The 26094-nt window shown below is 69.3% G+C and carries 27 protein-coding genes; 20 read left to right on the top strand and 7 right to left on the bottom strand.

Going from position 1 to position 26094, the window contains the following annotated elements:
* Positions 1-8 precede the first annotated feature (8 nt).
* The 4 genes from FHQ07_RS04580 (at position 9) to FHQ07_RS04565 (ending at position 3848) form a co-directional block, all read left to right on the top strand.
* Complete coding sequence (locus FHQ07_RS04580; protein ID WP_139715689.1) at positions 9-1028, top strand: SPOR domain-containing protein; 1020 nt, start codon at positions 9-11, stop codon at positions 1026-1028.
* 30 nt (positions 1029-1058) lie between these two features.
* Positions 1059-2531, top strand: coding sequence for an amidophosphoribosyltransferase (purF, locus tag FHQ07_RS04575; protein ID WP_139715687.1), 1473 nt, complete (start codon positions 1059-1061; stop codon positions 2529-2531).
* Positions 2528-3328: a ferritin-like domain-containing protein gene (locus FHQ07_RS04570; RefSeq protein WP_139715686.1), complete on the top strand. Its 801-nt coding sequence runs from the start codon at positions 2528-2530 to the stop codon at positions 3326-3328. Before purF ends, FHQ07_RS04570 begins: the two co-directional genes overlap by 4 nt.
* A gap of 61 nt (positions 3329-3389) precedes the next feature.
* Entirely contained in the window at positions 3390-3848 is a 459-nt protein-coding gene (locus tag FHQ07_RS04565) for a COG3650 family protein (RefSeq protein ID WP_139715684.1), read from the top strand.
* Here FHQ07_RS04565 and lpxH read toward each other — a convergent pair whose 3' ends face one another.
* A complete protein-coding gene (gene lpxH / locus FHQ07_RS04560; RefSeq protein ID WP_139715681.1) occupies positions 3849-4580 on the bottom strand; it encodes a UDP-2,3-diacylglucosamine diphosphatase in 732 nt (243 codons plus the stop codon). It abuts the gene before it with no gap.
* Positions 4581-4651: 71 nt separating this feature from the next.
* Here lpxH and gltX point away from each other — a divergent pair, with 71 nt between their 5' ends.
* The 7 genes from gltX (at position 4652) to FHQ07_RS04525 (ending at position 10472) form a co-directional block, all read left to right on the top strand.
* A complete protein-coding gene (gltX, locus tag FHQ07_RS04555) occupies positions 4652-6058 on the top strand; it encodes a glutamate--tRNA ligase (RefSeq protein WP_139715679.1) in 1407 nt (468 codons plus the stop codon).
* A 9-nt stretch (positions 6059-6067) separates the two neighbouring features.
* Positions 6068-6559 carry a transcriptional repressor gene (locus FHQ07_RS04550; protein WP_139715677.1) on the top strand — a complete coding sequence of 164 codons (492 nt, stop codon included), beginning with the start codon at positions 6068-6070 and terminating at the stop codon, positions 6557-6559.
* 103 nt (positions 6560-6662) lie between these two features.
* Positions 6663-8021, top strand: a complete 1359-nt coding sequence (locus FHQ07_RS04545) for a hypothetical protein (RefSeq protein WP_139715675.1) — start codon at positions 6663-6665, stop codon at positions 8019-8021.
* Between the two features lie 26 nt (positions 8022-8047).
* Complete coding sequence (locus tag FHQ07_RS04540) at positions 8048-8947, top strand: metal ABC transporter substrate-binding protein (protein WP_139715673.1); 900 nt, start codon at positions 8048-8050, stop codon at positions 8945-8947.
* Positions 8944-9756: a metal ABC transporter permease gene (locus FHQ07_RS04535; RefSeq protein ID WP_206202351.1), complete on the top strand. Its 813-nt coding sequence runs from the start codon at positions 8944-8946 to the stop codon at positions 9754-9756. The genes FHQ07_RS04540 and FHQ07_RS04535 overlap by 4 nt, the downstream gene beginning before the upstream one ends.
* A gap of 44 nt (positions 9757-9800) precedes the next feature.
* Positions 9801-10208 carry a MerC domain-containing protein gene (locus FHQ07_RS04530; RefSeq protein ID WP_139715671.1) on the top strand — a complete coding sequence of 136 codons (408 nt, stop codon included), beginning with the start codon at positions 9801-9803 and terminating at the stop codon, positions 10206-10208.
* 81 nt (positions 10209-10289) lie between these two features.
* On the top strand, positions 10290-10472 hold the full coding sequence (locus FHQ07_RS04525) for a 30S ribosomal protein THX (RefSeq protein WP_139715668.1): 183 nt from the start codon (positions 10290-10292) through the stop codon (positions 10470-10472).
* A gap of 58 nt (positions 10473-10530) precedes the next feature.
* On the opposite strand, the gene FHQ07_RS04520 is transcribed toward FHQ07_RS04525, so the two are convergent.
* Genes FHQ07_RS04520 through FHQ07_RS04510 form a run of 3 tightly spaced genes read right to left on the bottom strand, consistent with a single transcriptional unit; the run spans position 10531 to position 13157 of the window.
* Complete coding sequence (locus FHQ07_RS04520; RefSeq protein ID WP_139715666.1) at positions 10531-11727, bottom strand: dipeptidase; 1197 nt, start codon at positions 11725-11727, stop codon at positions 10531-10533.
* Between the two features lie 19 nt (positions 11728-11746).
* Positions 11747-12967, bottom strand: coding sequence for an imidazolonepropionase (gene hutI, locus FHQ07_RS04515; protein ID WP_240703549.1), 1221 nt, complete (start codon positions 12965-12967; stop codon positions 11747-11749).
* Positions 12957-13157, bottom strand: a complete 201-nt coding sequence (locus FHQ07_RS04510; RefSeq protein ID WP_139715662.1) for a hypothetical protein — start codon at positions 13155-13157, stop codon at positions 12957-12959. Before FHQ07_RS04510 ends, hutI begins: the two co-directional genes overlap by 11 nt.
* 61 nt (positions 13158-13218) lie before the next feature.
* Here FHQ07_RS04510 and FHQ07_RS04505 point away from each other — a divergent pair, with 61 nt between their 5' ends.
* Complete coding sequence (locus FHQ07_RS04505; protein WP_240703548.1) at positions 13219-14460, top strand: formimidoylglutamate deiminase; 1242 nt, start codon at positions 13219-13221, stop codon at positions 14458-14460.
* On the opposite strand, the gene FHQ07_RS04500 is transcribed toward FHQ07_RS04505, so the two are convergent.
* Together FHQ07_RS04500 and FHQ07_RS04495 are read right to left on the bottom strand one after the other, a co-directional pair.
* Positions 14457-14954 (bottom strand): methylated-DNA--[protein]-cysteine S-methyltransferase, encoded by a 498-nt coding sequence (locus tag FHQ07_RS04500; RefSeq protein ID WP_139715658.1) that lies wholly within the window; start codon positions 14952-14954, stop codon positions 14457-14459. The two genes, FHQ07_RS04505 and FHQ07_RS04500, sit on opposite strands and share 4 nt — an antisense overlap.
* Positions 14951-16171, bottom strand: coding sequence for an alkaline phosphatase family protein (locus FHQ07_RS04495; protein WP_139715656.1), 1221 nt, complete (start codon positions 16169-16171; stop codon positions 14951-14953). The genes FHQ07_RS04500 and FHQ07_RS04495 overlap by 4 nt, the downstream gene beginning before the upstream one ends.
* Positions 16172-16267: 96 nt before the next feature.
* Between FHQ07_RS04495 and FHQ07_RS04490 the strand changes: the two genes are divergently transcribed.
* The 8 genes from FHQ07_RS04490 (at position 16268) to FHQ07_RS04455 (ending at position 24675) form a co-directional block, all read left to right on the top strand.
* Positions 16268-16789: a YybH family protein gene (locus FHQ07_RS04490; protein WP_168191462.1), complete on the top strand. Its 522-nt coding sequence runs from the start codon at positions 16268-16270 to the stop codon at positions 16787-16789.
* Positions 16790-16844: 55 nt separating this feature from the next.
* A complete protein-coding gene (gene hutU, locus FHQ07_RS04485; protein WP_139715652.1) occupies positions 16845-18509 on the top strand; it encodes a urocanate hydratase in 1665 nt (554 codons plus the stop codon).
* Between the two features lie 52 nt (positions 18510-18561).
* Positions 18562-18780, top strand: coding sequence for a polyprenyl synthetase (locus FHQ07_RS04480; RefSeq protein WP_139715650.1), 219 nt, complete (start codon positions 18562-18564; stop codon positions 18778-18780).
* A 135-nt stretch (positions 18781-18915) separates the two neighbouring features.
* Positions 18916-21150, top strand: coding sequence for a CocE/NonD family hydrolase (locus FHQ07_RS04475; protein ID WP_168191461.1), 2235 nt, complete (start codon positions 18916-18918; stop codon positions 21148-21150).
* A 32-nt stretch (positions 21151-21182) separates the two neighbouring features.
* Positions 21183-22070 (top strand): ATP-grasp domain-containing protein, encoded by an 888-nt coding sequence (locus tag FHQ07_RS04470; RefSeq protein WP_139715647.1) that lies wholly within the window; start codon positions 21183-21185, stop codon positions 22068-22070.
* Entirely contained in the window at positions 22067-22717 is a 651-nt protein-coding gene (locus tag FHQ07_RS04465; protein WP_139715645.1) for a DsbA family oxidoreductase, read from the top strand. Before FHQ07_RS04470 ends, FHQ07_RS04465 begins: the two co-directional genes overlap by 4 nt.
* 105 nt (positions 22718-22822) lie before the next feature.
* Entirely contained in the window at positions 22823-23431 is a 609-nt protein-coding gene (locus FHQ07_RS04460; RefSeq protein WP_139715643.1) for a pyridoxamine 5'-phosphate oxidase family protein, read from the top strand.
* A 194-nt stretch (positions 23432-23625) separates the two neighbouring features.
* Positions 23626-24675, top strand: coding sequence for an MBL fold metallo-hydrolase (locus FHQ07_RS04455; RefSeq protein WP_139715641.1), 1050 nt, complete (start codon positions 23626-23628; stop codon positions 24673-24675).
* 6 nt (positions 24676-24681) lie between these two features.
* Here the strand turns inward: FHQ07_RS04455 and dbpA are convergent, their stop codons facing one another.
* Complete coding sequence (gene dbpA / locus FHQ07_RS04450) at positions 24682-26067, bottom strand: ATP-dependent RNA helicase DbpA (protein WP_139715640.1); 1386 nt, start codon at positions 26065-26067, stop codon at positions 24682-24684.
* Positions 26068-26094: the final 27 nt, after the last annotated feature.

Genomic DNA, 26094 nt, shown 5'->3' with positions numbered 1-26094 from the left:
CCCCTTCGATGGATTCTTCCCTGAAGCAGCGCCTGGTCGGCGCGGTCGTGCTGATCGCGCTGGCGGTGATCTTCCTGCCCATGCTGGTCAAGGGCCCGGCGCCCGACAGCGGCGTGTCCGACGTGCCGCTGGACATCCCCGCCGAACCCAAGGCCGCGGGCGATACCGCCACCCGCGACCTGTCGCTCACCGAGCCAGGCGCGACCCCGCGCGGCGGCGCGGTCGGCATGCCGCTGGCCACTCCGGACGCGGCCAGCGCCGAGCCCGCGCAGGACGACGCGTTTCCGACGAGCGCGGCCGGCGACTACGTGGTCAGCTTCGGCAGCTATGCCAGCGCCGCCGACGCCGACAAGGTCATCGCTGCATTGAAGGCGGCGGGACTGACCGCCTATCGCGAAGCCGTGCCGCTCAACGGCCGCGAAGCCCAGCGCGTGCGCGTCGGACCGTTCGCCGACCACGCCATGGCCGAATCCGCGCGCCTGCGCGCGGTGCAGGTCAACGCCGCCGTCGGCGCCAAGGTCGTTGCCCTGGATGCACCGGCCGCCACCGCTGCGGCATCGACCGCTGTCGCCGTGCCTGCGCCGCCACCGTCCGCGCCAGCGAAGACCGATCCCTTGCCGCCGCCCGCGAAGCCGGCCGCCAGCGCGGTCGCGCCGCCGGCCAAGCCCGTCGTGTCCGCACAGGACGCCAAGCCTGCCGTGGCCGCGCCCGCGAAACCGCTGGCAACGGCCACGCCGCCCGCGCCGAAGCCGGAAGCCGCCGCGCCCGCGCCCAAGCCGGCCGATACCGGCAAGACCGGTTTCGTGGTGCAGGTCGGCGCGTTCGCCGATGCCAACGCCGCCGCCGCCCTGCGCGACAAGCTGCGCGGCGCCGGCCTGAACGCCTTCACCGATACGGTCAACACCGACGCCGGCAAGCGCACCCGCGTGCGCGTGGGCCCGGCGATGAACCGCGCCGAGGCGGACGCGCTGAAGGCGCAGGTCAAGGCCAAGGCCGGCATCGACGGCATCGTCCGCCCGCATCCGTAACCCGCAACCGCTCCAACAGGAACCAGCGCCATGTGTGGCATCGTCGGAATCGTCGGTCAGGCTGAAGTCGCAGCGGAGCTGTACGACGGGTTGACCGTCCTGCAGCACCGCGGCCAGGACGCGGCGGGCATCGCCACCGCCGATGGCGGCAAGCTGCGCGTGCACAAGGGCAACGGGCTGGTGCGCGACGTGTTCGACGCCGGTTCGATGTCGCTGCTGGGCGGCCGCGTGGGCATCGCCCATTGCCGCTATCCCACCGCGGGCAGCGAGGGTTCCGACGAGGCGCAGCCGTTCTACGTCAACTCGCCGTTCGGCATCGCGCTGGCGCACAACGGCAACCTGATCAACACCGACGCGCTGCGCCGCGAGGTGTTCGAGCAGGACCGCCGCAACGTCAACACCGAATCCGATTCGGAAGTGCTGCTCAACGTGTTCGCGCACGAGCTGGATTCGCAGAAGGCGCTGACCCCGGACGCGGTGTTCCGCGCGCTGGAAGGCGTCAACCGCCGCGCCAAGGGCGGTTACGCGGTGGTGTGCGCGGTGCTGGGCCTGGGCCTGGTCGCGTTCCGCGACCCGAACGGCATCCGTCCGCTGGTGCTCGGCAAGCGCAAGGGCGCGAATGGCGACGATGAATACATCGTCGCCTCCGAATCGGTGGCGCTGGATATCCTCGGCTTCGAGCGCCTGCGCGACGTCGAGCCGGGCGAGGGCATCGTGATCACCGCGCGCGGCGAGCTGTTCGCGCAGCAGTGCGCCGCGCCGCAGGCGCACGCTCCGTGCATCTTCGAGTACGTGTATTTCGCGCGCCCGGACTCGATGATCGAGGAGATCTCGGTGCACAAGGCGCGCATGCGCATGGGCGTGACCCTCGGCGAGAAGATCCTGCGCGAGCGGCCCGGCCACGACATCGACGTGGTGATCCCGATCCCCGACACCAGCCGCGACGCCGCGCTGGAGATCGCCAACGTGCTGGGCGTGAAGTACCGCGAGGGCTTCATCAAGAACCGCTATGTCGGCCGCACCTTCATCATGCCGGGGCAGGGCGAGCGCGCGAAGTCGGTGAAGCGCAAGCTCAACCCGATCCCGCTGGAATTCCGCAACCGGGTGGTGCTGCTGGTCGACGATTCGATCGTGCGCGGCACCACCAGCCAGCAGATCGTGCAGATGGCGCGCGATGCCGGCGCCAAGAAGGTCTACCTGGCCTCCGCCGCGCCGCCGGTGCGCCATCCGAACATCTACGGCATCGACATGCCTTCGTCCGACGAGCTGGTGGCGCACGGCCGCAGCGAGAAGGACATCGAGCAGCTGCTCGGTTGCGACTGGCTGATCTACCAGGACCTGGCGGATCTCGAGGCGGCCGTCGCCGGCCCGAAGTTCCCGGGGCGCAGGTTCGACAGCTCCTGCTTCAGCGGCGAATACGTCACCGGCATCGAACCGGGTTACTTCGAGCGCATCCGGCAACTGCGTTCGGACGAAGCGAAGAAGAAACGCCGCGCGTCGTGAACCTGTTCGAGGCCGCGCGCGGCTGCCTGGACGCGGCAGCGCCGGACGGCAAGCTCGCGCTCAGCTTCGCCGCCGCGCGAGCGTTCGCCAACGGCGATCTCGCGATCGAGCACGATGCGCCGGCACCGGAACCGATCCGCATGCCGGGTCGCCCGGCTGCGCCGAAGCTGGTGCATCCGCGCGACTTGCCGCGCCGCGGCTTCGGCAGCAATGCGGGGCGCGCGGCCTTCATCCACGCGGTGGCGCACATCGAATTCAACGCGATCGACCTGGCCTGGGACGCGGTGTACCGCTTCCGCGGCATGCCGCGCGAGTACTACGCCGACTGGGTCTCGGTGGCGAACGACGAAGCCCGCCATTTCGCGATGCTGCGCGCGCGCCTGCAGGATTTCGGCCACGACTACGGCGATTTCGACGCGCACAACGGCCTGTGGGAAATGGCCGAGAAAACCGCGGATGACGGCCTGGCGCGGATGGCGCTGGTGCCGCGGGTGCTGGAGGCGCGCGGGCTGGACGTGACGCCGGGGATGATCGTGAAGCTGCGTGCGCTGGGCGACGATGCGACCGCCGACATCCTCGAGCTCATCCTGCGCGAGGAAGTGGCGCATGTGGCCGCCGGTTCGCGCTGGTATCGCTGGCATTGCGAACGCGCCGACGTGGAGCCGCGTGCGCGCTTCCGCGAGCTGCTGCACGAATACGCCAGCGGCGTGCTGCACAAGCCGTTCAACACCGAGGCGCGGCTGCAAGCCGGTTTCGATATCGAGGAGCTGGAAAGCCTGCTGGCTGCCGCCGATTGACGGTCATCGCCGGTTGCCAATGCTTGCGGCACACTGCGGATGTCCCTGCCGGAGGATCGCCATGAAGCTCGCCATCGCATCGCTTTCCCTGCTGCTGGCTGCCTGCAATGCGCCAGAGCCCTCGTCCGCCGATTCCACCCCGCCAGCCGGGGCGCCCGTCGCCACCACCCCGGCCCCGGCCGCAGCGCCGATGGCCAAGCGTGCGCCGGGCCAGGAAAACGCGGATCCGCTGCAGGTCTTCCGCGCGTTCGGCACCGAGCCGTTCTGGAACGTCAATGTCGAGGACGCCACCCTGACCTACACCACGCCGGAGGACCAGGCGGGCATGGTGATGCAGGGCGAACGGCATTCGGTGACTGGCGGGGTGGAAATCGCCGGCAGCCATGCAGGCAAGTCCTTCACCCTGACGCTTACCGAAGGCATGTGCAGCGACGGCATGTCCGACAACCGCTACACGCTGATCTCGACCTTCCGCTACGGCGACATCGACTACAGGGGTTGCGGCGAAGCGGCGAAATGATCAGCCGCGGCTCAGCGCAGCGAGGTCGAAGCCGTCCGCGTCGACCCGCAGCACCGAACCCTGCTCGTACCAGTCGCCGAGCACGATGCGCAGGTTGCCATCGCCTTCGTGGTGGATCGCCGGGCGATGGGTATGCCCGTGGATCATGCGGCGCACGCCGTAGCGCTGGAACCATTCCCGCACCGTGGCGGGGGCGACGTCGGTGATCGTTTCCGATTGCCCGCTGGCCTGCAGTTCGCCATAGCGCGCCTTGCTCGCAGCGCGCGCCTGCGCGGCGAACGCCAGCCGCGCCTGCAGCGGCTGCGCCAGGAATTGCGCCTGCCAGCGCGGGTCGCGGGTCTGCGCGCGGAACTGCTGGTAGGCCACGTCGTCGGTGCACAGCAGGTCGCCGTGCAGGAGCAGGGTCGGTTCGCCGTGGAGCACGACCACCGCGGGGTCGGGAAGGATCGTCGTGCCCGCGCGTTCCGCATACGCGCCGCCGAGCAGGAAATCGCGGTTGCCGCGCACGAAGTACGTCGGCACGCCGGCATCGTGCAAGCCGTGCAGCTTGTCGGCGACGTAGGCGCCGGCTTCGGAGGGATCGTCGTCGCCGACCCAGGCCTCGAACAGGTCGCCGAGGATGTACAGGGCATCGGCAGCGCGGGCTTCCCCGTCGACGAACCGGCCGAACAGCTCGGTGATCGCCGGGCGTTCCGGGTCGAGATGGAGATCGGAGATGAACAGCGTGGCCATGGCGGCATTGTAGGGCGGCCGCGAGCCCGCCCTACGCTAAAATCGCGGTTTCCGCATTGCCTTCCGCCACGATGACCGTCCGCACCCGTTTCGCCCCCAGTCCCACCGGCTACCTGCACATCGGCGGCGCGCGCACCGCGCTGTACTGCTGGCTGGAGGCGCGCCGCAAGGGCGGGCAGTTCATCCTGCGGATCGAGGACACCGACCGCGAGCGCAGCACCCAGGGCGCGATCGACGCCATCCTGGACGCGATGGCATGGCTGGGCCTGGACTACGACCAAGGCCCGATCTACCAGACCGATCGCCTCGACCGTTACAGGGAAGTCGCCGAGCAGCTGGTCGCCTCCGGCCATGCCTACTACGCCTACGAGACCAAGGAAGAACTGGAAGCGATGCGCGAGGCGGCGATGGCCGCGGGCGAGAAGCCGCGCTACAACGGCGCGTACCGCGAGGCCAATGCCGGCTGGCGCGACGATCCGAATCGCGTCATCCGCTTCAAGAATCCGCTGGATGGCGTGGTGGCCTGGGACGACAAGGTCAAGGGCCGCATCGAGATCGCCAACGGCGAGCTCGACGATCTGGTGATCTTCCGCAGCGACGGTTACGCCACCTACAACTTCGCCGTCGTCGTCGACGACATCGACATGCGCATCAGCGACGTGGTGCGCGGCGACGACCACGTCAACAACACCCCGCGCCAGATCAACATCTACAAGGCGCTGGGCGCGCCGGTGCCGCATTTCGCCCACCTGCCGATGATCCTGGACGAGCAGGGCGCCAAGCTGTCCAAGCGCACCGGCGCGGCCGACGTCATGCAGTACCGCGATGCCGGCTACCTGCCGCATGCGCTGCTGAATTACCTGGTGCGCCTGGGTTGGTCGCACGGCGACCAGGAAGTGTTCTCGATCGCCGAGATGCAGTCGCTGTTCGACCTGGCCGACGTGAACGCCAAGGCCTCGCGCCTGGATCCGGCCAAGCTCGGCTGGCTCAACCAGCAATACCTGAAATCGGACGATCCCGAAGCCGTCGCCAAGCATCTTGTCTGGCACCTCGAACAACAGGGCTACGACCTGTCCAAGGGCCCGAAGCCGGCGGAACTCGTCATCGCCCTGCGCGAACGCGCGCAGACGCTGAAGGAAATTGCGGAGAAATCGGCGGTGTGGTTCGGCCCGCTGACCGAGTACGACCCGGCTTCCGTTGCCAAGCATTTCAAGCCGGATGCGCGTGCGCCCCTGGCCGCCATGCGCGAGCGCCTGGCCGCGCTGCAGCCGTGGGCGCCGGAGCCCATCCACGAGCAGGTCAAGGCGGTGTCGGAAGCGCAGGGCATCGGCATGGGCAAGATCGCGCAGCCGATGCGGGTGGCGATCACCGGGACGCAAGTCAGCCCGGACATCGGCTGGACCATTTATCTGTGCGGCCGCGACGAGGCATTGGCGCGGATCGACGCCGCCCTTGCAATGCTGCCGGCCAGCGCATAAATCAGCGACATGGGCAAGACGCACGCCTGCTCCGATCCCAAGCACCACGTCCACGATGCCGCCGGCTTCGTGGCCGCGGTGGAACGCGCCTGCAACGAGCGCGGCCTGCGCCTGACCGCGATCCGCGCGCGGGTGCTGTCGCTGGTGGCCGCCGCCGGCAAGCCGATCAAGGCCTACGACCTGCTGGAACAGGTGCGCGATGGCGAAGGCGCCGGCGCCGCCGCGCCGCCGACGGTGTATCGCGCGCTCGACTTCCTGCTGGCGAACGGCTTCATCCACAAGCTGGAATCGATCAACGCCTTCGTCGCCTGCCACCATCCGAACAGCGCCCAGCATTCGGTCCCGTTCCTGATCTGCGACCGCTGCCATTCCGCGACCGAACTGGAAGACGCCAGCATCGTCGCCTCGCTGGACAGCGCCGCGCGCGCGCTGGGCTTCGCCCCGCAGGCGCAGACCCTGGAAGTGCATGGCCTGTGCGCGAAATGCGCGCGGGCGGCCTGAGCCCATCCCGATAACCCGGTCCGGGCATGACCAATGTCCTGTTGACGGGATCGATCCGCGAAATGTTATGTTATAACTTACGTAGCATATCGGATCGGATCGCATGACCAAGAAGTTGCTCGCCCTGGCCCTGCTGTCGACCCTGGCGACGCCCGCCTTCGCGCAGAGCGACCACGACCGCATCGCCGCGCTGGAAGCGCAGGTGCGCGCGCTGCAGGCCGAAATCCAGGCGATGAAGGGCAACGCATCCGCCGCGGCCGTACCCGCTTCGGCACCCGCCGCCACCTCGGCCGAAGCCGAGATCGACGCGCTGGCCGCAACCGCCGACGACGCCCCGGCCGACACCGCCACGGCGAACGTCGCCGTCCCCGCCGACAGCAGCGGCGGCAGCAACGCCAATGCCTTCAACCCCGCGATCAGCCTGATCCTCAACGGCAGCTACTCGCACCACTCGCTGAATCCGGACGCCTACGCGCGCGCGGGCTTCCCGCTGGTGGGCGAGGGCGGCCCCAGCGCGAACGGCTTGTCGCTGGGCGAAAGCGAACTCTCGCTGTCGGCCAACATCGACGACAAGTTCTACGGCCAGGTGACGATGGCGATGGGCAGCGAGGACGGCGAGGACCACCTCGGCGTCGAGGAGGCCTACATCGACACCACCGCGCTGCCGGCCGGCTTCAGCCTGCGCCTGGGCCGGTTCTTCTCCAACATCGGCTACCTCAACAGCCACCACGCGCATACCGACAATTTCTTCGACCGCCCGCTGCCGTACCAGGCCTTCCTTGGCGGGCAGTACGGCGACGACGGCGCGCAGCTGCGCTGGGTCGCGCCGACCAAGTTGTTCCTCGAACTCGGCGGCGAACTGTTCCGCGGCCAGCACTATCCCGGCGGCGGCGCGCAGAACGGCGGCATCGGCACGCGCAGCCTGTTCGCGCATGTCGGCGGCGATGCCGGCACCAACAACGAATGGCTGGCCGGCGTGTCGCTGCTGAAGACGCGCACCGCCGCAGGCGAGGACGGCTTCAACGGCGACGCCACCTTGTACGTGGCCGACGCGACCTGGAAATGGGCGCCGCAGGGCAACTTCAAGGATGGCGGCATCACCCTGCGCGGCGAATACATGCTCGACGATCGCGATGGCCTGTGGGTGAATCCGGACGACGCGCTCGACACGCTGGCATGGAACGGCCAGCGCCGCGGCGCGTACCTGGAAGGCGTGTATCGCTTCAACCGCAGCTGGGACGCGGGCTACCGCTACGACAAGCTGTGGGGCGATGCCGCGTTGCCGTTCGGCAGCACGTTCGATCCGTTCCGCCACAGCGTGCAGCTGACCTGGCGCAACAGCGAGTTCAGCCTGTTCCGCCTGCAGTTCAGCCGCGATACGCCGGATCCGGGCCAGCGCGACAATGCGCTGTCCCTGCAATACCAGACCAGCCTGGGCGCGCACGGCGCGCACAAGTTCTGAACCCCATCGATCCCGAAGGCCCGACGATGAAACTTCTCGCGATTCCCGCCTTGCTGCTTGCCGCGCTGGTCTCCACCCCGGCCGAGGCGAAACTGAAAGTGTTCGCCTGCGAACCGGAATGGGGTTCGCTGGTGCAGGAACTGGCCGGCGACAAGGTCGATGTCGATGTCGCCACCACCGCGCTGCAGGACGTGCACGTGGTCGAGGCCAAGCCCAGCCTGATCGCCAAGGTGCGCAGCGCGGACCTGGTGGTCTGCACCGGCGCCGAGCTGGAAGTGGGCTGGCTGCCGCAGCTGATCCGGCAATCGGGCAATACCAAGGTCGCGTCCGGCCCGGGGTCGTTCATGGCCGCGATGCAGGTGAAGACGCTGGAGAAGCCGACCGCGCTGGACCGCGCCAACGGCGACGTGCATCCGGACGGCAATCCGCACGTGCAGATGGATCCGCGGCGGGTGCTGGTGATCGCCAAGGCGCTGGATGCGCGGCTGGTGCAGCTGGATCCGGCGAATGCGGCGACCTACCAGTCGCGCCTGGCCGATTTCAGCAAACGCTGGCTGGCGGCGATGGTGAAGTGGCAGGCGCAGGCCGCGCCGCTGAAGGGCCGCAAGGTCGTGGTCCACCACATCAGCTGGGTCTACCTGTGGGATTGGCTGGGCATCCAGCAGATCGGCGCGCTGGAACCGAAGCCGGCGGTGCCGCCGACCGCGGCGCACCTGGCCAGCCTGGTCGGCACCACCAAGTCGAACAATACGCTGGCGATCGTCCGCGCCGCCTACCAGGATCCGAAGCCCGCCGATTGGCTGAGTGATCGCACCGGCGTGCCGGCGCTGACCCTGCCGTTCACCGTCGGTGGCGACGCGCAGTCCAAGGACCTGTTCGGCCTGTTCGATTCGACCATCGCCAAGCTGCTGGGAGCCGCCAAGTGACCTTGAACTGGGAAGGCCTGGACATCGGCATCCTCGGTCCGGCCTGCGTGGCCGGGCTGATCGTGCTGTCCACGCACGTGCCGCTGGGCAAGCAGGTGCTGAACCGCGGGATCATCTTCATCGACCTGGCCATCGCGCAGATCGCCGGGCTCGGGGTGATCCTGGCCCAGTACCTGGGCGTGGACGAGCACGGCCTGGGCGTGCAGTTCGCCGCGGCCGCCGCGGCGCTTGCGGGCGCCGGCCTGCTGGCCTGGACCGACCGCCGCTGGCCGCAACAGCAGGAGCCGCTGATCGGCACCCTGTTCGTGCTGGCCGCGACCGGCGGCCTGCTGCTGCTGGCCGACAACCCGCAGGGCGGCGAACACCTCAAGGACCTGCTGGTCGGGCAGATCCTGTGGGTGAGCTATGCGCAGCTGATCCCGGCGGCGATCCTCTCGGCCCTCCTGCTTGGGGTGATGTGGCTGCGTGGCGGGCGCCTGGCCGGCCTGCTGTTCTATGCGCTGTTCGCGCTGGCGATCACCGCCTCGGTGCAGCTGGTCGGGGTGTACCTGGTGTTCGCCAGCCTGATCGTGCCGGCGCTGGCCACCGCCGGCATGCAGGGACGGGCGCGGCTGCTCGCGGCCTACCTGATCGGCGCCGTCGGCTATATCGGCGGGCTGGTGCTGTCGGCGGTGCTGGACCTGCCGAGCGGGGCGATGATCGTCTGGGTGCTGGCCGGCACCGCCTTGCTGGCGCAGGCGATCCCGGCGGTGCGGCGCGCGCATCCGGCGCAGGCCGCCGATGCCGCGGTGTTCGACGCCGCGGCCTAGCCGGCATTCAGCCAGCCGATCCGCATATCGTTACAATATAACGAATGACCCGCTCCCAGCACCGCCTGCTCGACCGCCTCGGCGCGACCGGTTCGCTGCTGTGCGCGATCCATTGCGCGTTGCTGCCGGCGGTGATCGCCTTGCTGCCCACGCTCGGCATCGCCACCTGGCTGGACAACGGCTTCGAGCAGGCCTTCGTGGCGTTCGCGACCCTGCTCGGCTTGTTCACCGTCGTCCTCGGCTATCGCCGCCACGGCGCGGTGCGCGCGCTATGGCTGCTGCTGCCCGGCTTGGCGGCGTTGTGGTCGGGAGTCGCCTATGAACCGCTGCACCACGACGTCGCGGCGCATGCGGTGGTGATGACCTTCGGCGGCACCCTGGTCGGCCTGGCGCATCTGGCCAACCTGCGGCTCAGCCACGGCCACGTGCACGACGCCACCTGCGCGCACTGAGGCCGCCGTCGCCTCGTGCTAGAATTCGCGCCCTCGCGCGCGTCGCGACCCACTTTCACGATTCGATCCAGGAGCAACACGATGGGCAAGGGCGACCGCAAGACCGCCAAGGGCAAGCGCTACAACGCCAGCTACGGCAATGCGCGACCGAAGGCCACCGCCAAGGCCGCCGGCACCGCCGCCGCGCCGGCAGTGAAGAAGGCCGCGACCAAGACCGTGGCCAAGGCGCCGGCCAAGAAGGCCGTTGCCAAGAAGGCGGGCTGAGGCGAAAACCTCCTCGCGCTGCACTCCGGAAGCCCCGCCTCGGCGGGGCTTTCGCGTTTCAGCGGGCCGCTTGCGCGCCGGCTTCGATCGCCGTCCACGCGCGTAGCAGGTTGCCGCCCAGGAGCTTGCGGATGTCGCCGTCCTTGTAGCCGCGCGCCTGCAAGCCGGCGACGAGGTTGGGGTAGTCGGCGACCGTCTTCAGTTCGCCCGGCAGCTCGCCGTCGACGCCATCGAAATCCGAACCGATGCCCACGTGGTCCACGCCGAGCAGCTTCACCCCGTAGTCGATCTGGTCCAGCACCTGCGCCAGCGTGCTCTGCCGCGGCGGGTGCGCGGCCTGCCACTGCTTGTCGAAATCGGCGCGCGGCAATTCCGGCTGGCCCTGCGCCTTGCGTTCGGCATTGCGCCGGTTGAAGTCGTTGATCGCGCGGAAATGCGCCTGGGTGTCGGCGGCGCTGGCGGGATCGATGAAGGCGGTGCCGAACGGCACCTGCACCACGCCGCCCCTGGCCGTCACCAGCTTCGCCAGTTCGTCGCTGATGTTGCGTTCGAAGCCCGGGGTGAAATGGCGGAATGCGGAATGGCTGGCGATCACCGGCACCGTGCTCAGCGCGATCGCTTCTTTCGCCGAGGCGTCGCCGAGGTGCGAGACGTCGACCATGATCCCGACCCGGTTCATCTCGCGCACCACCTCGCGGCCAAGCGGGCTCAGGCCGTTCCACGTCTTCTCCAGCGCGTAGGACGAATCGGCGAGGCGGTTGTTGGCGCTGTGGGCGAGGGTGATGTAGCGCACGCCGCGGTCGAAGAAGAACTGCACGTTGCCCGGCTTGTCGCCCAGCGGCGCGCCGTTCTCCATGCCCAGCGGCAACAGCACGCGGCCGCCCTGCAGCAGGCGCTGCGCATCGCGCGGCGAGGCGAGGATGGCGAACCGGTCCGGATGCCGCTGCACCAGCGCCTGGACGCCGTCGATCATCTGGTTGGCGACCTGCCAGGCGCTGCCGTCGTCGTCCTGCTTCGGCGAGGTGTAGATCGACATGAAGGCCACGTCGAGGCCGCCGGCGCGCGCCTTCGGATAATCGAACTCGCGGTCCTTGGCGTCCATGCCGAGGTCGGCCCACTTGTCCATCAGGATGCCGGGCGCGTCGATGTGGGTGTCGACGATGATGGCGTCCTGCGCCAGCCGGTGCGCGGCGTCCTGCGCGCCCGCGGTGCCGAGCGCGGCGAGGAGGGAAACGGCAAGCAGCAAGCGGCGCATGGGAAACCTCCGTCGGGAATCAGGTGAGCCGGCGACCGCCGGCGAAACTGCCGTGGGCAAGATCGCCGCCCAGCCAGTAGCACAGCTCGGCGGGATGGCGGATGCGCCAATGCACGAAATCCGCGCGCATGCCCGTGCGCAGCACGCCGCGGTCGGCCAGGCCGAGCGCCTTGGCCGCATGCTGCGTGGCGCCGCGCAGCGCTTCCTCGGGCGTGAGCCTGAAGTGGGTGCAGGCCAGCTGCATCGCCTGCCGCAAGGACAGCAATGGCGCGGTGCCGGGATTGCAGTCGGTCGCCACCGCCATCGGCACGCGCTGCGCGCGCAGTCGTTCGATCGGCGGCAGCCTGGTCTCGCGCAGCACGTGGAAGGCGCCGGGCAGCAGCACCGCGACCGTGCCGTGTTCGGCCATCGCACGCACGCCCGCGTCGCTGGTGTATTCGATGTGGTCGGCGGACAGGCCGTCGAAGTGCGCCGCCAGCGCCGCGCCGCCGAGGTCGCTGAGCTGGTCCGCATGCAGCTTCACCGGTAGTCCGAGCGCGCGCGCGGCCTCGAACATGCGCCGCGTCTGCGCCGGGCTGAACCCGATGCCTTCGCAGAACGCATCCACCGCATCGACCAGACCTTCCGCCTGCAACTGCGGCAGCCAGCCGATGGCCGCATCGATGTAGCCGTCGGCATCGTCCTTGTATTCCGGCGGCAGCGCGTGCGCGGCGAGGTAGGTGGTGCGCACGTCGATGCGGTAGCGCTCGCCCAATGCGCGCGCGACCCGCAGCATCTTGCGTTCGTTGTCGAAGTCCAGGCCGTAGCCGGACTTGATCTCCAGCGTGGTCACGCCATCGCGCAGCAGGGCGAGCACGCGCGGTTCCGATTGCCGCAGCAACTCCGCCTCGCTCGCCGCGCGCACCGCGCCCACGGTGGAGAGGATGCCGCCGCCGGCGCGCGCGATCTGCTCGTAGCTGGCGCCTTGCAAACGCAGCTCGAACTCCGCCGCGCGGTCGCCGGCGAAGACGGCATGCGTGTGGCAATCCACCAGCCCCGGCGTCACCAGGCCATCGGCTTCGATGACTTCGTCGGCGAGCGCATCGATCTCCCCGGGCAGGCCGTCGCGCGGGCCGACATAGGCCAGCATGCCGTCCCTCCAGCCCAGCGCGCCGTCTTCGACCAGGCCGTAGCCGGTCTCCGCGTCCAGCGTCGCCAGGGTGGCGCCGAGCAGCAATCCGTCCCAGCGTTCAGTCGCCACCGCCGCCTCCGTCGCAACCGCCGCCGTCGCCGCCGGCATCGCAATCGCCGCCGTGCGAGCCGCCATCGCTCCAGCCACCGCCATCGCCACTGCCAGCACGACGACCGCGACCCTGCCAGCGGTTGGCGAACACCAGCACGACCAACGCGATGGCCGCGAACATCGCTCCCAGCAACAACATCGGATCCATGCGCCCTCCAGGTGCGCGCAGCCTACCGCAGCGGGCGTCGCGTTTGCGCGACAATGCGCGGATGCACACGCCGACCGCATCCCTCGTCACTCGCACCGCGCGCGGCTGGGCCTTGCCCGGCATCGCCAACCTGCATTCGCATGCCTTCCAGCGCGCGATGGCGGGCATGGCCGAGCGCCAGACCGATCCCGCCGACTCGTTCTGGACCTGGCGCGAAACCATGTACGCGATGGCCGCGCGCTTCGATCCCGAGCTGGTGCACGCGGTGGCCGCCCAGCTGTACGTGGAGATGCTGGAAGCCGGCTACACCACGGTCTGCGAGTTCCATTACCTGCACCATGCGCCGGATGGCAGGCCATACGCGAATGCCGATGCGATGTCGCAGGCGCTGCTGCGCGCCGCGCGCGACACCGGCATCCGCATCACCCTGCTGCCGGTGCTGTACATGACCGGCGGTTTCGATGCGCGCCCGCTGTCGGAACGCCAGCGCCGCTTCGGCCACGAGGTCGAGGCCTACCTGCGGCTGCTGGATGTGCTGCGCGCCGACGCAGGCGAGAGGGTGCGCATCGGCTGCGCCCTGCACAGCCTGCGCGCGGTGCCGCCGCAGGCGATGCGCGAGGTAATCGCGGCATTGCCGAACGACTCGCGCGTGCACATCCATATCGCCGAGCAAATGGCCGAAGTCGACGAATGCGTGGCCGTGCGCGGCGCGCGGCCGGTGCAATGGCTGCTCGACAACGCGGACGTGGACGCGCGCTGGACGCTGGTGCATGCCACCCACCTCGACGCGGCCGAAGTGCAGGGCATCGCCCGCAGCGGCGCGACGGTGGCGATCTGCACCACCACCGAAGCCAACCTCGGCGACGGCCTGTTCCCGCTGCGCGATTACCTGGATGCCGGCGGCCGCTGGGGCGTGGGCTCCGATTCGCACATCTCGGTGTCGCCGGTGGAGGAATTGCGCTGGCTGGAATACGGCCAGCGCCTGCGTGCGCAGCGCCGCAACATCGCCAGCAGCATGCGCTCGCCGAGCGTCGGCACGACCTTGCTGCAGGGCGTGCTGGCGAGTTCGGCGGACAGCACCGGCTTCGCAGTCGATGACCGCATCGTGCTGGATGCGGAGGCGCCGATCCTGAGCGGTGCAGTCGATGCCGACCTGGTCGATCGCTGGATCTTCAGCGGCAATGCCAACGTGGTGCGCGATGTGGACGTCGCCGGCGTGCGCGTGGTCGAGGATGGCCGCCATCGCGAGCGCGATGCCGTCGCCGCACGCTATCGCCGGGCGATCCAGGCGCTGCTGGGCTAGAACAGGCCGGCCTGTTCGGCGGGCAGCGCGCCCTCCAGCCGCAGCAGGAACTCCTTGGTCGGCAGGCCGCCGCCGAAGCCGGTGAGCCCGCCGTCGGCGCCGATGACGCGATGGCAGGGCAGCACGATCGGCAGCGGGTTGCGGCCATTGGCCGCGCCGACGGCGCGGGTGCCGGCGGGATTGCCGATGCGCCGCGCGAGTTGCGCGTAGCTGATCGTCTCGCCGAACGGGATGCGTGCGAGTTCGTGCCAGACCTGCAGCTGGAACTCGGTGCCCTGCGGCGCCAGCGGCAGCTCGAAGTCGCGGCGCTGGCCATCGAAATACTCGCGCAATTGCGTTGCGGCGGCCTGCAGCACCGGATGCTCGCCGCCGTGCCAGTCGGCGCGGTCGGCGGGATGGCGGTTGTCGCGGAACTCGATGTGGCGCAGGCCGGCATCGTCCGCCGCCAGCATCAGCGGGCCGACCGGGCTGTCGATGCGGCGGCACAGGATCATGGCGCGTCCTGCAGGGCCGGCAGCAGCGGGGCGATGTCGCCGTCGTTGGCGGCGGGCGCGATCCCGAGCAGCCGGGCCAGCAAGGGATACACATCCACGTTGTCGAAGGCGGGCAGGCGGGTGCCGGCGCGGAACGACGGGCCGATCGCGGTGAACACCGCGCGCATGCCTGGGTCTTCCGGCGCGAATCCGTGCTCGCCCTTCAGCGCGGCCGGCGCCGGCATGCGGTGCAGCCATACCCGCCAGCCATCGTCGGCCTGGCAGAGGATGGGCGGGATGCGCCGATTGCGGCCGAAATGCCAGGCAGGCGGCAATTCGCCCTTGCGCCAGCACTGGAATCGATCGTGGCGGCCGAGCAGCACGCGCTCGACTTCGGCTTCGCGGCCGGGGCGCGGCACGAGCCCGGCGACCGGGCCGGCATATTCGACCTGGATCGCATCGGCCGGCACCAGGTCGTCGAGGTAGCGGATGTCCTCGCCGCGGACATCGGCCATGCCGTGGTCGGACAGCACGATCAGGTCGGTGCGCCCGTCCAGCCCGCGCGCGTGCAGGCCGGCGCGCAAGCGCGCAAGGCCGGCATCGATCTCGGCCAGCGCCTGCATCGCCTGCGGCGAATGCATGCCGGCGGCATGCGAGGCGACGTCGTACTGCTCCATGTACAGGGTGACCAGGCGCGGCCGTTGCGCCGGCGGCAGGTCGAGCCAGGCCAGCACCTGGTCGACCCGCGCCTGCACCGCAAGCCCGCCGTCGAACCGCTTCCAGTAGCGCGGCCGCCGGCCGGCGATCGCGACTTCGGAGCCCGGCCAGAACATGGTGGCGGCGATCCCGCCCTGGCGTTGCAGGGTGATCCAGATCGGCTCGCCGCCCCACCAGCGCTTGTCTCGCGCACTGGCCTCCTTGGAGACGAAGCGGCCGAGATTGCGGTCGCGGATGTTGTTGTGGACGATGCCGTGGCGATCCGGGCGCAGGCCGGTGGCGAGGGTGTAGTGGTTGGGGAAGGTCAGCGTGGGGTAGCTCGGGTTCAGCCAGGCCGCGCGCACGCCGGTGCTGGTGATGGCGTCGAGCGTGGGCATCCGCCCGCTGCCGACGACATCGGCGGGAAGTCCGTCGATCGACACCAGCAGCACCATCGGCGATCCGCTCGTGGCGGGGCGCGTGGCGCATGCGGCGAGGGCGATCAGCAGGCAGGCGAGGGCGGCGATGCGGCGAAGTGGCATGCGTCGATGATAGCGAAGCGCCATGACCACCGGCCCATTGCATGCCGATGGACGCGGGCCGATGCTGCGATCCGGGTTCCGTCGCCGGGAGTGGCCATGCGCCGTGGGTTCGCCATCGCATTGCTGTCCGTGCCGCTTGCGCAGGCGCAATCCCCGGCCGGCGACGCCGCGGCTGCCTGCGCGGTGTGGGAACGCGAAACCAGCTTCGCGCAGACCGTGGCCGACCACGATGCCGCGGCCTTCGCCGCGCACCTGCAGCCCGGGGCGGTGTTCATCGGCGGCGACGGCAACGGCACCCGCGGCCGCGCGGCGATCGCCAGCGAGTGGGCCGGGCTGATCGATGGCAAGGGCCTGTTGCTGCGCTGGTATCCCGACGCGGTGGACGTCTCCGGCGACGGCAAGACCGCGCTCTCGCGCGGGCCGTACTGGATGGACAATCCCGCCGCGCCTGCGGACAAGCGCTATCGCGCCGGCCGCTTCATCTCGACCTGGGTGCGCGGCGAGGATGGCCAATGGCGGGTCGCCTTCGACGGTGGTGGCGGCAACGTGCCGAAGCCGGCCACGCAGGCGGAGGTCGAGGCGCTGGCGGCCGCGCGCAAGGCCTGTCCGTACCGCTGAGTCCGGTCGCGGGCGGATGCGATAATCGCGGCTTCGCTTGCAGGAGCCGCACCCGATGTCCAGCCGCCACGATCCGTCCCGTTCCCCGCGTGCGCCGCGCGGCAACCAGCTCAACTGCCGCAGCTGGCTGACCGAAGCGCCGTTCCGCATGTTGCAGAACAACCTGGACGCGGAAGTGGCGGAAGATCCGACCTCGCTGGTGGTGTACGGCGGCATCGGCCGCGCCGCGCGCGACTGGGACTGCTACGACAAGATCCTCGAGACCCTGAAGACGCTGGGCGACGACGAAACCCTGCTGGTGCAGTCCGGCAAGCCGGTCGGCGTGTTCCCCAGCCATGCCGACGCGCCGCGCGTGCTCATCGCCAATTCCAACCTGGTGCCGCACTGGGCCACCTGGGAGCACTTCAACGCGCTCGATAAGAAGGGCCTGATGATGTACGGCCAGATGACGGCCGGCAGCTGGATCTACATCGGCTCGCAGGGCATCGTGCAGGGCACCTACGAGACCTTCGTGGAGATGGGTCGCCAGCATTACGGCGGCAGCCTGAAAGGCAAGTGGATCCTGACCGCGGGCCTCGGCGGCATGGGCGGCGCGCAGCCGCTGGCGGCGTCGCTGGCCGGTGCGTGTTCGCTCAACATCGAATGCCGCCAGTCCAGCATCGATTTCCGCCTGAAGACGCGCTATGTCGATGAGCAGGCGACCGACCTCGACGACGCGCTTGCACGCATCGCCAAGTACACCGCCGCCGGCGAAGCGAAATCCATCGCGCTGCTCGGCAACGCCGCCGACATCCTGCCGGAACTCGTGCGGCGCGGCGTGCGCCCGGACTGCGTGACCGACCAGACCAGCGCGCACGACCCGGTGCACGGCTACCTGCCGATCGGCTGGACCGTCGAACAGTGGCTGGACGAACAGAAAGCGAATCCGGACAAGGTGCGCGATGCGGCGAAGAAGTCGATGCGCGTGCACGTCGAGGCGATGCTCGCCTTCCACGCCGCCGGTATCCCCACCGTCGACTACGGCAACAACATCCGGCAGATGGCCAAGGACGAAGGCTGCGCGAACGCGTTCGACTTCCCGGGTTTCGTGCCGGCCTACGTGCGGCCGCTGTTCTGCCGCGGCATCGGCCCGTTCCGCTGGGTGGCGCTGAGCGGCGATCCGGAGGACATCTACAAGACCGACGCCAAGGTCAAGGAACTGATCCCGGACGACGCCCACCTGCACAACTGGCTGGACATGGCGCGCGATCGCATCAGCTTCCAGGGCCTGCCGGCGCGCATCTGCTGGGTGGGCCTGGGCCTGCGCCACAAGCTGGGCCTGGCGTTCAACGAGATGGTGCGCAATGGCGAGCTGAAGGCGCCGATCGTCATCGGTCGCGATCACCTCGACAGCGGCAGCGTGGCCTCGCCGAACCGCGAGACCGAAGCGATGATGGATGGCAGCGATGCCGTCTCCGACTGGCCGCTGCTCAATGCGATGCTCAACGTCGCCGGTGGCGCCACTTGGGTCTCGTTGCACCACGGCGGTGGCGTCGGCATGGGCTATTCGCAGCACAGCGGCGTGGTGATCGTGTGCGACGGCACCGAAGCGGCGGACAAGCGTATCGCCCGCGTGCTGTGGAACGACCCGGGCACCGGCGTGATGCGGCATGCGGATGCCGGCTACGGGATCGCCAAGGACTGCGCGAAGGAGCAGGGCCTGAAGCTGCCGATGCTGTGAGCCGACGCGGGGCGCGGGGCACAATGCAGCCTCGCCCCGAATCGGACAGGTCATGGACACCGAAGCGCTGATCAAGGCCGCCCTGCGCGAAGCCGGCTACGGCCCCGATGCCATCGGCTCGGCCTTGCCGCGGATCATGCGCATCCTGCAGGCGGAGGATGTACGCATCGAGGTGGGGCGCACCCTGTCGCGCAAGGAGCGCGAGCATGTGCGCCTGCAGCTGGAGCTCGGGTTCGACGTGTCGGAAATCGTGGCCGGCTTGAAGGGTTGAGCGGGTGCACGGGCGCAAACGGGTCAGGGAAAAATGCCCTGAAGCTGCGGTATACAACATGTCCGCTCGCGGCGGACATGTTCCCGGTTCGCTTTTTTGCTAGAAATGCCTCCCGTCTCCCATTCCGGTAAGCCGATGCGACACCTGCTGGGATTGCTGCTGGCCTTGTTCGCAGGCGCCGCGTTTGCGCAGCCGCGGGACATTCCTGTTCCGGCAGGCCTGCAGGGCGATGGCGTGGATCGCGCGATGCCCGCGTTCGCGCGCGATGTGATCGCGGCCTATCGAGACGACGACCGCGCGCGTTACCTCGACGCGCTGTTCCGGCTGCAACTCGCCGCCGGCCAGAACGCGCAGGCGCTGCAAAGCATCGAAGCGATCCGCGTCCTGCGCAACGATCCGCCCACGCAGCCACCGCTGTTCCTGCAGTACGAAATCCATGCGCGGGCGAAAATCCTGCAGGCCGCGCGCGGCCTGCCGTTCGCGCAGGCGTGGCGACAGGCGTTCGCCGAGCGTTTCGGTGCGCTGGACGACAAGGTCGCGCTGCGCGCCGAGTTCCCGTTCGGCGGCAGCCTGCCGCGTTGGCGCGACAACCTGGACGACGCGCTGGGCAAGCTCAAGGGCAAGAAGCGCCTGCCGCTCGCGGATGCCATCGCCCTGGTGCGTGCGTGGCAGGTGCATGACGCCTATGCGGCGTTCCTGCCGTTGTTCGATGCCGCGTTGCAGGAGGACGATGCGCGCCGTTACATCATCGACCACGACGTGCTGGTGCGCACGCCGGACGGCGCCCGCATCGCGGTGATGCTGGTGCGCCCGGCCAAGGCCGCGCCGCTGCCGGCCCTGCTGCAGTTCTCCATCTATGCCAACGATGCCCTGTACCTGCACGATGCCAAGACGATGGCCGCGCACGGGTACGTCGGCGTCGCGGCGTACAGCCGCGGCAAGGGGCGCAGCCCGGACGCCATCGTCCCCTACGAACGCGATGGCGCCGATGCCGCGGCGGTGATCGACTGGATCGCGGCGCAGCGATGGAGCGATGGACGGGTCGGCATGTTCGGCGGCAGCTACAACAGCTTCGCGCAATGGGCGGCGCTGAAGCACCGGCCGAAGGCCTTGCGCGCCATCGCCACCTCGGCCTCGGCCGCGCCGGGCATCGACATCCCGATGGAAGGCGGCATCTTCCTCAACTTCATGTATCCGTGGCCGCTGTACACGGCGAGCAGCCGCTGGCTGGACGACGCGCGCTACGAGGACGCCGAGCGTTGGGCCAAGCTCGATCGCGACGGGTATGCCAGCGGGCGCGCCTACCGCGAACGCGCGGCCATCGATGGCGATCCGAACCCCGTGTTCGCGAAATGGCTGCAGCACCCGGATTACGATGCGTACTGGCAGGCGATGATCCCGCAAGGCGCGGAATTCGCCGGCATCGACATCCCGGTGTTGGCCACCACCGGTTATTTCGATGGTGCGCAGATCGGCGTGCTGCATTATTTCCGCGAGCACCTGCGGCATCGGCCGGATGCCGACCATACCTTGCTGATCGGTCCCTACGAACACGTGACGATGCAGGCCGGCGTGCCGCCGCAGGTGCAGGGCTATGCGCCGGACGCGTCCGCGCGCATCGACCTGCAGGCGCTGCGCTTGGCATGGTTCGATCATGTGCTGAAGGGCGCGCCCAAGCCGGCGCTGCTGGCCGACCGCGTGAACTGGCAGGTGATGGGTGCCGACACGTGGCGACACGCGCCTGCGTTGGACGCGATGGCCACGCGCAGGCAGCGTTTGTATCTGGTGCCGGGCGCATCGGGCACCCATGCCTTGTCCGCGCAGGCGCAGCCGCGGGCGGCTGCGACGCAGCGCGTCGATTACCGTGACCGCAGCGATGCCGATTGGACGCCGCCGCCGAGTGTGGTCAACCAGGCGCTGGATCGGCACTTGGGCCTGGTTTTCATGGGCGAACCCTTGCTGCGCGACGCCGAACTTTCCGGCCCGTTCTCCGGCGTGCTCGAGTTCACCGTCAACAAGCGCGACGTCGATCTCGCCATCGGCATCTACGAGTTGAACGCGGCGGGTGAGTACCTCGACCTCGCCTACTGGCTGCAGCGCGCCAGCTATGCGTCGGATCGCCGCCAGCGGCGCCTGCTGCAGCCCGGCGCGATGCAGCGGCTGGTGGTGAAGGACACGCGCCTGCTCGGCCGCAAGCTCGCCGCCGGCAGCCGCATCGTGGTCACGCTGGGCGTGATCAAGCAGCCCGACCGCCAGCTCAACCTCGGCAGCGGCAAGGACCCGTCCGTCGAAACCGCCGACGATGCCGGCGTGCCGCTTGAAATCCGCTGGAGCGGCAGCAGTTATGTGGAACTGCCGCTGCGGGAATGAAGCCCGGTGACCCTGTCCTTCGAAGTGCATCCATGACCCGCGTCGCCATCCTCACCCCGGATCCGGCGGATACCCACAATGCCGAGTTGTGGCCGAAGGTGCTGGCGCGCCTGCAGCGCGCGCTGGACGAGGTCGGCATCACCAGCACGCCGACGCCGTGGACCGCACACGTGGAGAATGCCTCGGCCTTGCGCGGTTACACGCGCGTACTGCCGCTGCTGGCCTGGGGCTACCACCATGACCACCAGCATTGGCTGCAGGCCTGCAAGACATGGAGCGACGCCGGACTGGCGCTGGCCAATCCGGCGCCGGTACTCGCCTGGAATTCGGACAAGTCGTACCTGTCCGAGCTGGCCCTGCGCGGCGTGGCGATTCCGCCCACGATCTGCACCGATCGACTGCAGCAGGAAATGGTCGACGGGATGTTCGATCAAACCGGCGCGGACGAGCTGATCGTCAAGCCGGCGGTGTCCGGCGGCGCATGGAAGACGCGGCGGGTGCGGCGCGGCGACGCGGTCGACGAGGCCGAAGGCACCAGCATGCTGATCCAGCCCTATCTTTCGACCATCGAACGCGAAGGCGAGACCTCGCTGCTGTATTTCGGCGGCCGCCTCAGCCATGCGGTGAACAAGCGCCCGGTCGAGGGCGAATTCCGCGTGCAGGAGGAATTCGGCGGCCTGTACACGCTGCTGTCGCCGCCGCCGGCTGGCGCCGTGCTGCTGGCCGAACAGGTGCTGGCCGCGATCGATGCGCCGCTGCTTTACGCGCGCATCGACATGGTGCCGGACGCCGATGGCCGCTGGCTGCTGATGGAGGCCGAGTTGATCGAGCCGGATTTCTACCTGGGCATCGACCCGATGCAGGGCGCGGTCTTCGCACACGCCCTGCGCGATGCCATCAACCAAGGAACCCCCGCATGAAGACCCTGCGCATCGATTTAGTCTCCGACGTGGTCTGCCCGTGGTGCGCGATCGGCCTGGCTTCGCTGGAACAGGCGCTGCAACGCCTGCAGGGCGAGGTTGTCGCCGACATCCACTTTCAGCCGTTCGAGCTCAACCCGCAGATGCCCGCGGAAGGCGAAAGCATCGCCGAGCACCTGCAGCGCAAGTACGGCATGTCCGATATGCAATTGGCCGAAAACCAGGAGCGCATCCGCGCGCGCGGCGCCGAGCTCGGTTTCGTGTTCGACTTCAATGCGCGCAGCCGGATCTGGAACACCTTCGATGCGCACCGGTTGCTGCACTGGGCCGGCCTCGAGGGCAAGCAGCTCGAGTTCAAGCAGGCCTTGCTGCGCGCCTACTTCAGCGAAGGCCGCAACGTCTCCGACCATGCCATGCTGGCCGCCATCGCCGCCGACGCCGGGCTGGATGCGGAACGCGCGCGGGCGATCCTCGCCTCGGGCGAATACGCGGGCGAGGTGCGCGAGGCCGAGCAGTTCTTCCTGCACAACGGCATCAACGGCGTGCCGGCGGTGATCATCGAGCGGAAGCACCTGATCTCCGGCGGGCAGCCGGTCGAGGTGTTCGAACAGGCGTTGCGCGAGATCGCGGCCGCGAACGCTGGCTGAGTCGTCCGCGCGATGGCCGCGGCGCGCCCCGGCCGTCGTTGTCCACGGTAGGCGCGATGCCGGGGTGGCCCGCGGCACCGCCGATCCCTGCAGTCGGGAGGCTCCATGGCAGACGACCCGATGTACCACGAGGGCATGCGGCAGCTGCAGGACGTGCGCGACACGCGCCGGCTGGCCGATCGCCTCGAGCAGGTGATCGTGCGCACCGCGTTCACCGACGAGGATCGCGCCTTCATCGAACGCAGCGCGATGTTCTTCATCGCCACCGCCGATGCCGACGGCCATCCCGATTGTTCCTACAAGGGCGGCTTGCCCGGCTTCGTGCAGGTGCTGGACGAACGCACGCTGGCGGTCCCGGACTACGACGGCAACGGCATGTACCGCAGCTGGGGCAATGTCCGGGCCAATCCGCACGTCGGCCTGCTGTTCCTCGATTTCGAGAACCCGAAGCGGTTGCGGGTGAACGGCACCGCGCAGGTGCTCGAGGACGATCCGTTGCGCGCGCAGTATCCCGGCTGCGTGTTCGTGGTGCGCATCACCGCGCAGCGGATCTTCCCGAACTGCCCGCGCTACCTGCACAGGATGCAGCTGGTCGAGCATTCCGCGCATGCGCCGCGCCCCGGTTACACGCCGCCGGTACCGGCGTGGAAGAGCTTCGAGGCGTTCCGCGACGCGTTGCCGGCGCGCGACCGCCCTGGCGACAAACCCGACTGAAGCCGCATCCCACTGCAACCGCGCGTTAACCGTGCTCCCCGGGCTCGTCGGCCCGGACTTGCCCCGTGCCGATCCATCCCCACGTCTTCCTCCATGCGCCGGCCATCACCCAGGAGCCAGACATCGACTCCGCGACGAAACCGGCCCGCCGGCGCAGGTTGTTCCTCCCCCTTCTTTTCCTCGGATTGATCGCCTTGACCGCTTCCCAATGCGCGCGTGCGCCGCGAGGCGACTACGCGGATTCGAAACACTTCGCCGACGGCCAGTTCCGCAACACCACGCCCAAGCCCGCCACCACGGCGGAGCCGGGCGGCAAGACCATGTGGGATTTCTTCTTCAACAAGCCGAAGGACACCGTGCCGCGTGCGCCGGTCCCGGTGCGCAAGCTGACCCGCGCCGAGCTCGACGCCGCACCCGACCGCAGCCTGTATCGGCTCGGCCATTCGACCCTCTTGATCAAGCTGCGCGGCAAGTGGTGGCTGACCGATCCGGTGTTTTCGCTGCGCGCCTCGCCGCTGCAGTGGTTCGGGCCGAAACGCTTCCACGCGCCGCCGATCGCGCTGGACGACTTGCCGCCGATCCGCGGCGTGCTGCTCTCGCACGACCATTACGATCATCTCGACAAGGCCGCGGTGAAGGCGCTCGCCGGCAAGACCGAGCTGTTCCTGGCGCCGCTCGGCGTCGGCGACCGCCTGGTCGACTGGGGCGTGCCGCGCGACAAGGTGCGCCAGTTCGACTGGTGGCAGGGCGTCGGCGTCGACGGCGTGCAGTTCACCTTCGTGCCCACCCAGCATTTCTCCGGGCGCGGCCTGCGCGACGGCAACCGCACGCTGTGGGGCTCGTGGGTGATCGTCGATGGCGACAAGCGCGTGTATTTCAGCGGCGATTCCGGCTACTTCGACGGCTTCGCCGAGATCGGCCGCCGCTTCGGCCCGTTCGACCTCACCCTGATGGAAACCGGCGCCTACAACACCCAGTGGCCGTACGTGCACATGCAGCCGGAGCAGACCGTGCAGGCGCATGTCGACCTGCGCGGCAAGTGGCTGCTGCCGATCCACAACGGCACCTTCGACCTGTCCATGCACCCGTGGGCGGAACCGTTCGAGCGCGTGCTGGCCCTGGGCGATGCGCGCGGGGTGAATGTCGCCACGCCGATCATGGGCGAGCGCATCGACATCGATGCGCCGCATGCCGGCGAACGCTGGTGGCGCGCGGTGCTTGCGGCGGAGCCCGCCGCAAGCTGATGCGTCCTACAGCCGGTTGACGCGGAAGCGGCGGCCCTTGATCTTGCCCGCGCGCAGCTGCGCCAGCGCGTGGTCGCCTTCCTTGCGGACGATGGCGACGTAGCTGCGGGTCGGGAACACGGCGATCTTGCCGATCGCGTCCTTGGGCAGGCCGCCGGCATCGCCGGTCAGCGCGCCGACGATGTCGCCGGGGCGCAGCTTGTCGGTGCGGCCGGCGTCGATGCGCAGGGTGACCATCGCCGCCTGCGGCACGTCGCGCGGCTTGCCGTCGAGCGGGGCCGCGCGCTCGTAGCGGATCGCGTTGCCCTGGCGTTCTTCGACCAGCGCGGCGCGTCCGCGTTCGTTGTCCGCCACCAGGCTGAGGGCGAGTCCATCGCGCCCGGCGCGGCCGGTGCGGCCGACGCGATGCAGGTAGGTATCGGCATCGGTCGGCAGTTCGTAGTTCACCACCGCGCCGATGTCGTCGATGTCGAGCCCGCGCGCGGCGACGTCGCTGGCGACCAGCACGTTGCAACTGCGGTTGGCGAAGCGCACCAGCACCTCGTCGCGGTCGCGCTGTTCCATGTCGCCGTGCAGGGCGAGCGCGGCGAAGCCGTAATGCGCCAGCGAACCGACCACTTCCTCGGTGTCGCGGCGCATGTTGCAGAACACCACGGTCGATTCCGGGCGGAACTGCAGCAGCAGCGCGGCCAGCTGCGGCGCGCGGCGGGCACCATCGGCCTCGAAGAAATGCGCCTCGATGCGCGGTGCGTGCGCCTCGCCGTCCACGCTGACCTCCAGCGGCTCGCGCAGCATGGCGGTGGCCAGCGTGCGGATCGCGTCGGGGAAGGTGGCCGAGAACAGCAGGGTCTGCCGGTCCTTCGGCGTGCGCTTGACCAGCGCGCGGATCGGTTCGTCGAAGCCCATGTCCAGCATGCGGTCGGCTTCATCCAGTACCAGCGTGCGCAGCTTGCGCAGGTCCAGCGCGTCCTTCTGCACCAGTTCCAGCACGCGCCCGGGCGTGCCCACCACCACGTGCGGCGCATGCGCGAGCGAGGCCAGTTGCGGGCCCAGCGGGATGCCGCCGCACAGCACCGACAGCTTCAGGTTGGCGATGCCGGTGGCGAGTTTGCGCAGCTGCTTGCCGACCTGGTCGGCCAGTTCGCGGGTGGGACACAGCACCAGCGCCTGCGTCTTGACCGCACTTGCATCGATGCCCTGCAACAGGCCCAGCCCGAACGCCGCGGTCTTGCCGCTGCCGGTCGGCGCCTGCGCGATCACGTCGCGGCCTTGCAGGATCGCGGGCAGGGCCTGCGCCTGGATCGGGGTCAGCGCGGTGTAGTCGAGGGCATCGAGGCCCGGGCGCAGGGATGCGTCCAGGGCGAGGTCGGCGAAGGTGGCGGGCGTGCTCATCCGCGCATGATCGCAGGTTAAGCTGGA

It is taken from the genome of Thermomonas aquatica (assembly GCF_006337105.1).
GTDB lineage: Bacteria > Pseudomonadota > Gammaproteobacteria > Xanthomonadales > Xanthomonadaceae > Thermomonas > Thermomonas aquatica.
Note: the sequence above shows the minus strand (reverse complement) of the source record. Positions and strands in the feature narration are given on the sequence as shown.

Bases quoted from the DNA above. Each gene is read 5' to 3' on its own strand.
- FHQ07_RS04580 (WP_139715689.1), top strand. From the start codon at position 9: ATGGATTCTTCCCTGAAGCAGCGCCTGGTCGGCGCGGTCGTGCTGATC.
- purF (WP_139715687.1), top strand. From the start codon at position 1,059: ATGTGTGGCATCGTCGGAATCGTCGGTCAGGCTGAAGTCGCAGCGGAG.
- FHQ07_RS04565 (WP_139715684.1), top strand. From the start codon at position 3,390: ATGAAGCTCGCCATCGCATCGCTTTCCCTGCTGCTGGCTGCCTGCAAT.
- lpxH (WP_139715681.1), bottom strand. From the start codon at position 4,580: ATGGCCACGCTGTTCATCTCCGATCTCCATCTCGACCCGGAACGCCCG.
- gltX (WP_139715679.1), top strand. From the start codon at position 4,652: ATGACCGTCCGCACCCGTTTCGCCCCCAGTCCCACCGGCTACCTGCAC.
- FHQ07_RS04550 (WP_139715677.1), top strand. From the start codon at position 6,068: ATGGGCAAGACGCACGCCTGCTCCGATCCCAAGCACCACGTCCACGAT.
- FHQ07_RS04545 (WP_139715675.1), top strand. From the start codon at position 6,663: ATGACCAAGAAGTTGCTCGCCCTGGCCCTGCTGTCGACCCTGGCGACG.
- FHQ07_RS04540 (WP_139715673.1), top strand. From the start codon at position 8,048: ATGAAACTTCTCGCGATTCCCGCCTTGCTGCTTGCCGCGCTGGTCTCC.
- FHQ07_RS04530 (WP_139715671.1), top strand. From the start codon at position 9,801: ATGACCCGCTCCCAGCACCGCCTGCTCGACCGCCTCGGCGCGACCGGT.
- FHQ07_RS04525 (WP_139715668.1), top strand. From the start codon at position 10,290: ATGGGCAAGGGCGACCGCAAGACCGCCAAGGGCAAGCGCTACAACGCC.
- FHQ07_RS04520 (WP_139715666.1), bottom strand. From the start codon at position 11,727: ATGCGCCGCTTGCTGCTTGCCGTTTCCCTCCTCGCCGCGCTCGGCACC.
- FHQ07_RS04510 (WP_139715662.1), bottom strand. From the start codon at position 13,157: ATGGATCCGATGTTGTTGCTGGGAGCGATGTTCGCGGCCATCGCGTTG.
- FHQ07_RS04505 (WP_240703548.1), top strand. From the start codon at position 13,219: ATGCACACGCCGACCGCATCCCTCGTCACTCGCACCGCGCGCGGCTGG.
- FHQ07_RS04500 (WP_139715658.1), bottom strand. From the start codon at position 14,954: ATGATCCTGTGCCGCCGCATCGACAGCCCGGTCGGCCCGCTGATGCTG.
- FHQ07_RS04495 (WP_139715656.1), bottom strand. From the start codon at position 16,171: ATGCCACTTCGCCGCATCGCCGCCCTCGCCTGCCTGCTGATCGCCCTC.
- FHQ07_RS04490 (WP_168191462.1), top strand. From the start codon at position 16,268: ATGCGCCGTGGGTTCGCCATCGCATTGCTGTCCGTGCCGCTTGCGCAG.
- hutU (WP_139715652.1), top strand. From the start codon at position 16,845: ATGTCCAGCCGCCACGATCCGTCCCGTTCCCCGCGTGCGCCGCGCGGC.
- FHQ07_RS04480 (WP_139715650.1), top strand. From the start codon at position 18,562: ATGGACACCGAAGCGCTGATCAAGGCCGCCCTGCGCGAAGCCGGCTAC.
- FHQ07_RS04475 (WP_168191461.1), top strand. From the start codon at position 18,916: ATGCGACACCTGCTGGGATTGCTGCTGGCCTTGTTCGCAGGCGCCGCG.
- FHQ07_RS04470 (WP_139715647.1), top strand. From the start codon at position 21,183: ATGACCCGCGTCGCCATCCTCACCCCGGATCCGGCGGATACCCACAAT.
- FHQ07_RS04465 (WP_139715645.1), top strand. From the start codon at position 22,067: ATGAAGACCCTGCGCATCGATTTAGTCTCCGACGTGGTCTGCCCGTGG.
- FHQ07_RS04460 (WP_139715643.1), top strand. From the start codon at position 22,823: ATGGCAGACGACCCGATGTACCACGAGGGCATGCGGCAGCTGCAGGAC.
- dbpA (WP_139715640.1), bottom strand. From the start codon at position 26,067: ATGAGCACGCCCGCCACCTTCGCCGACCTCGCCCTGGACGCATCCCTG.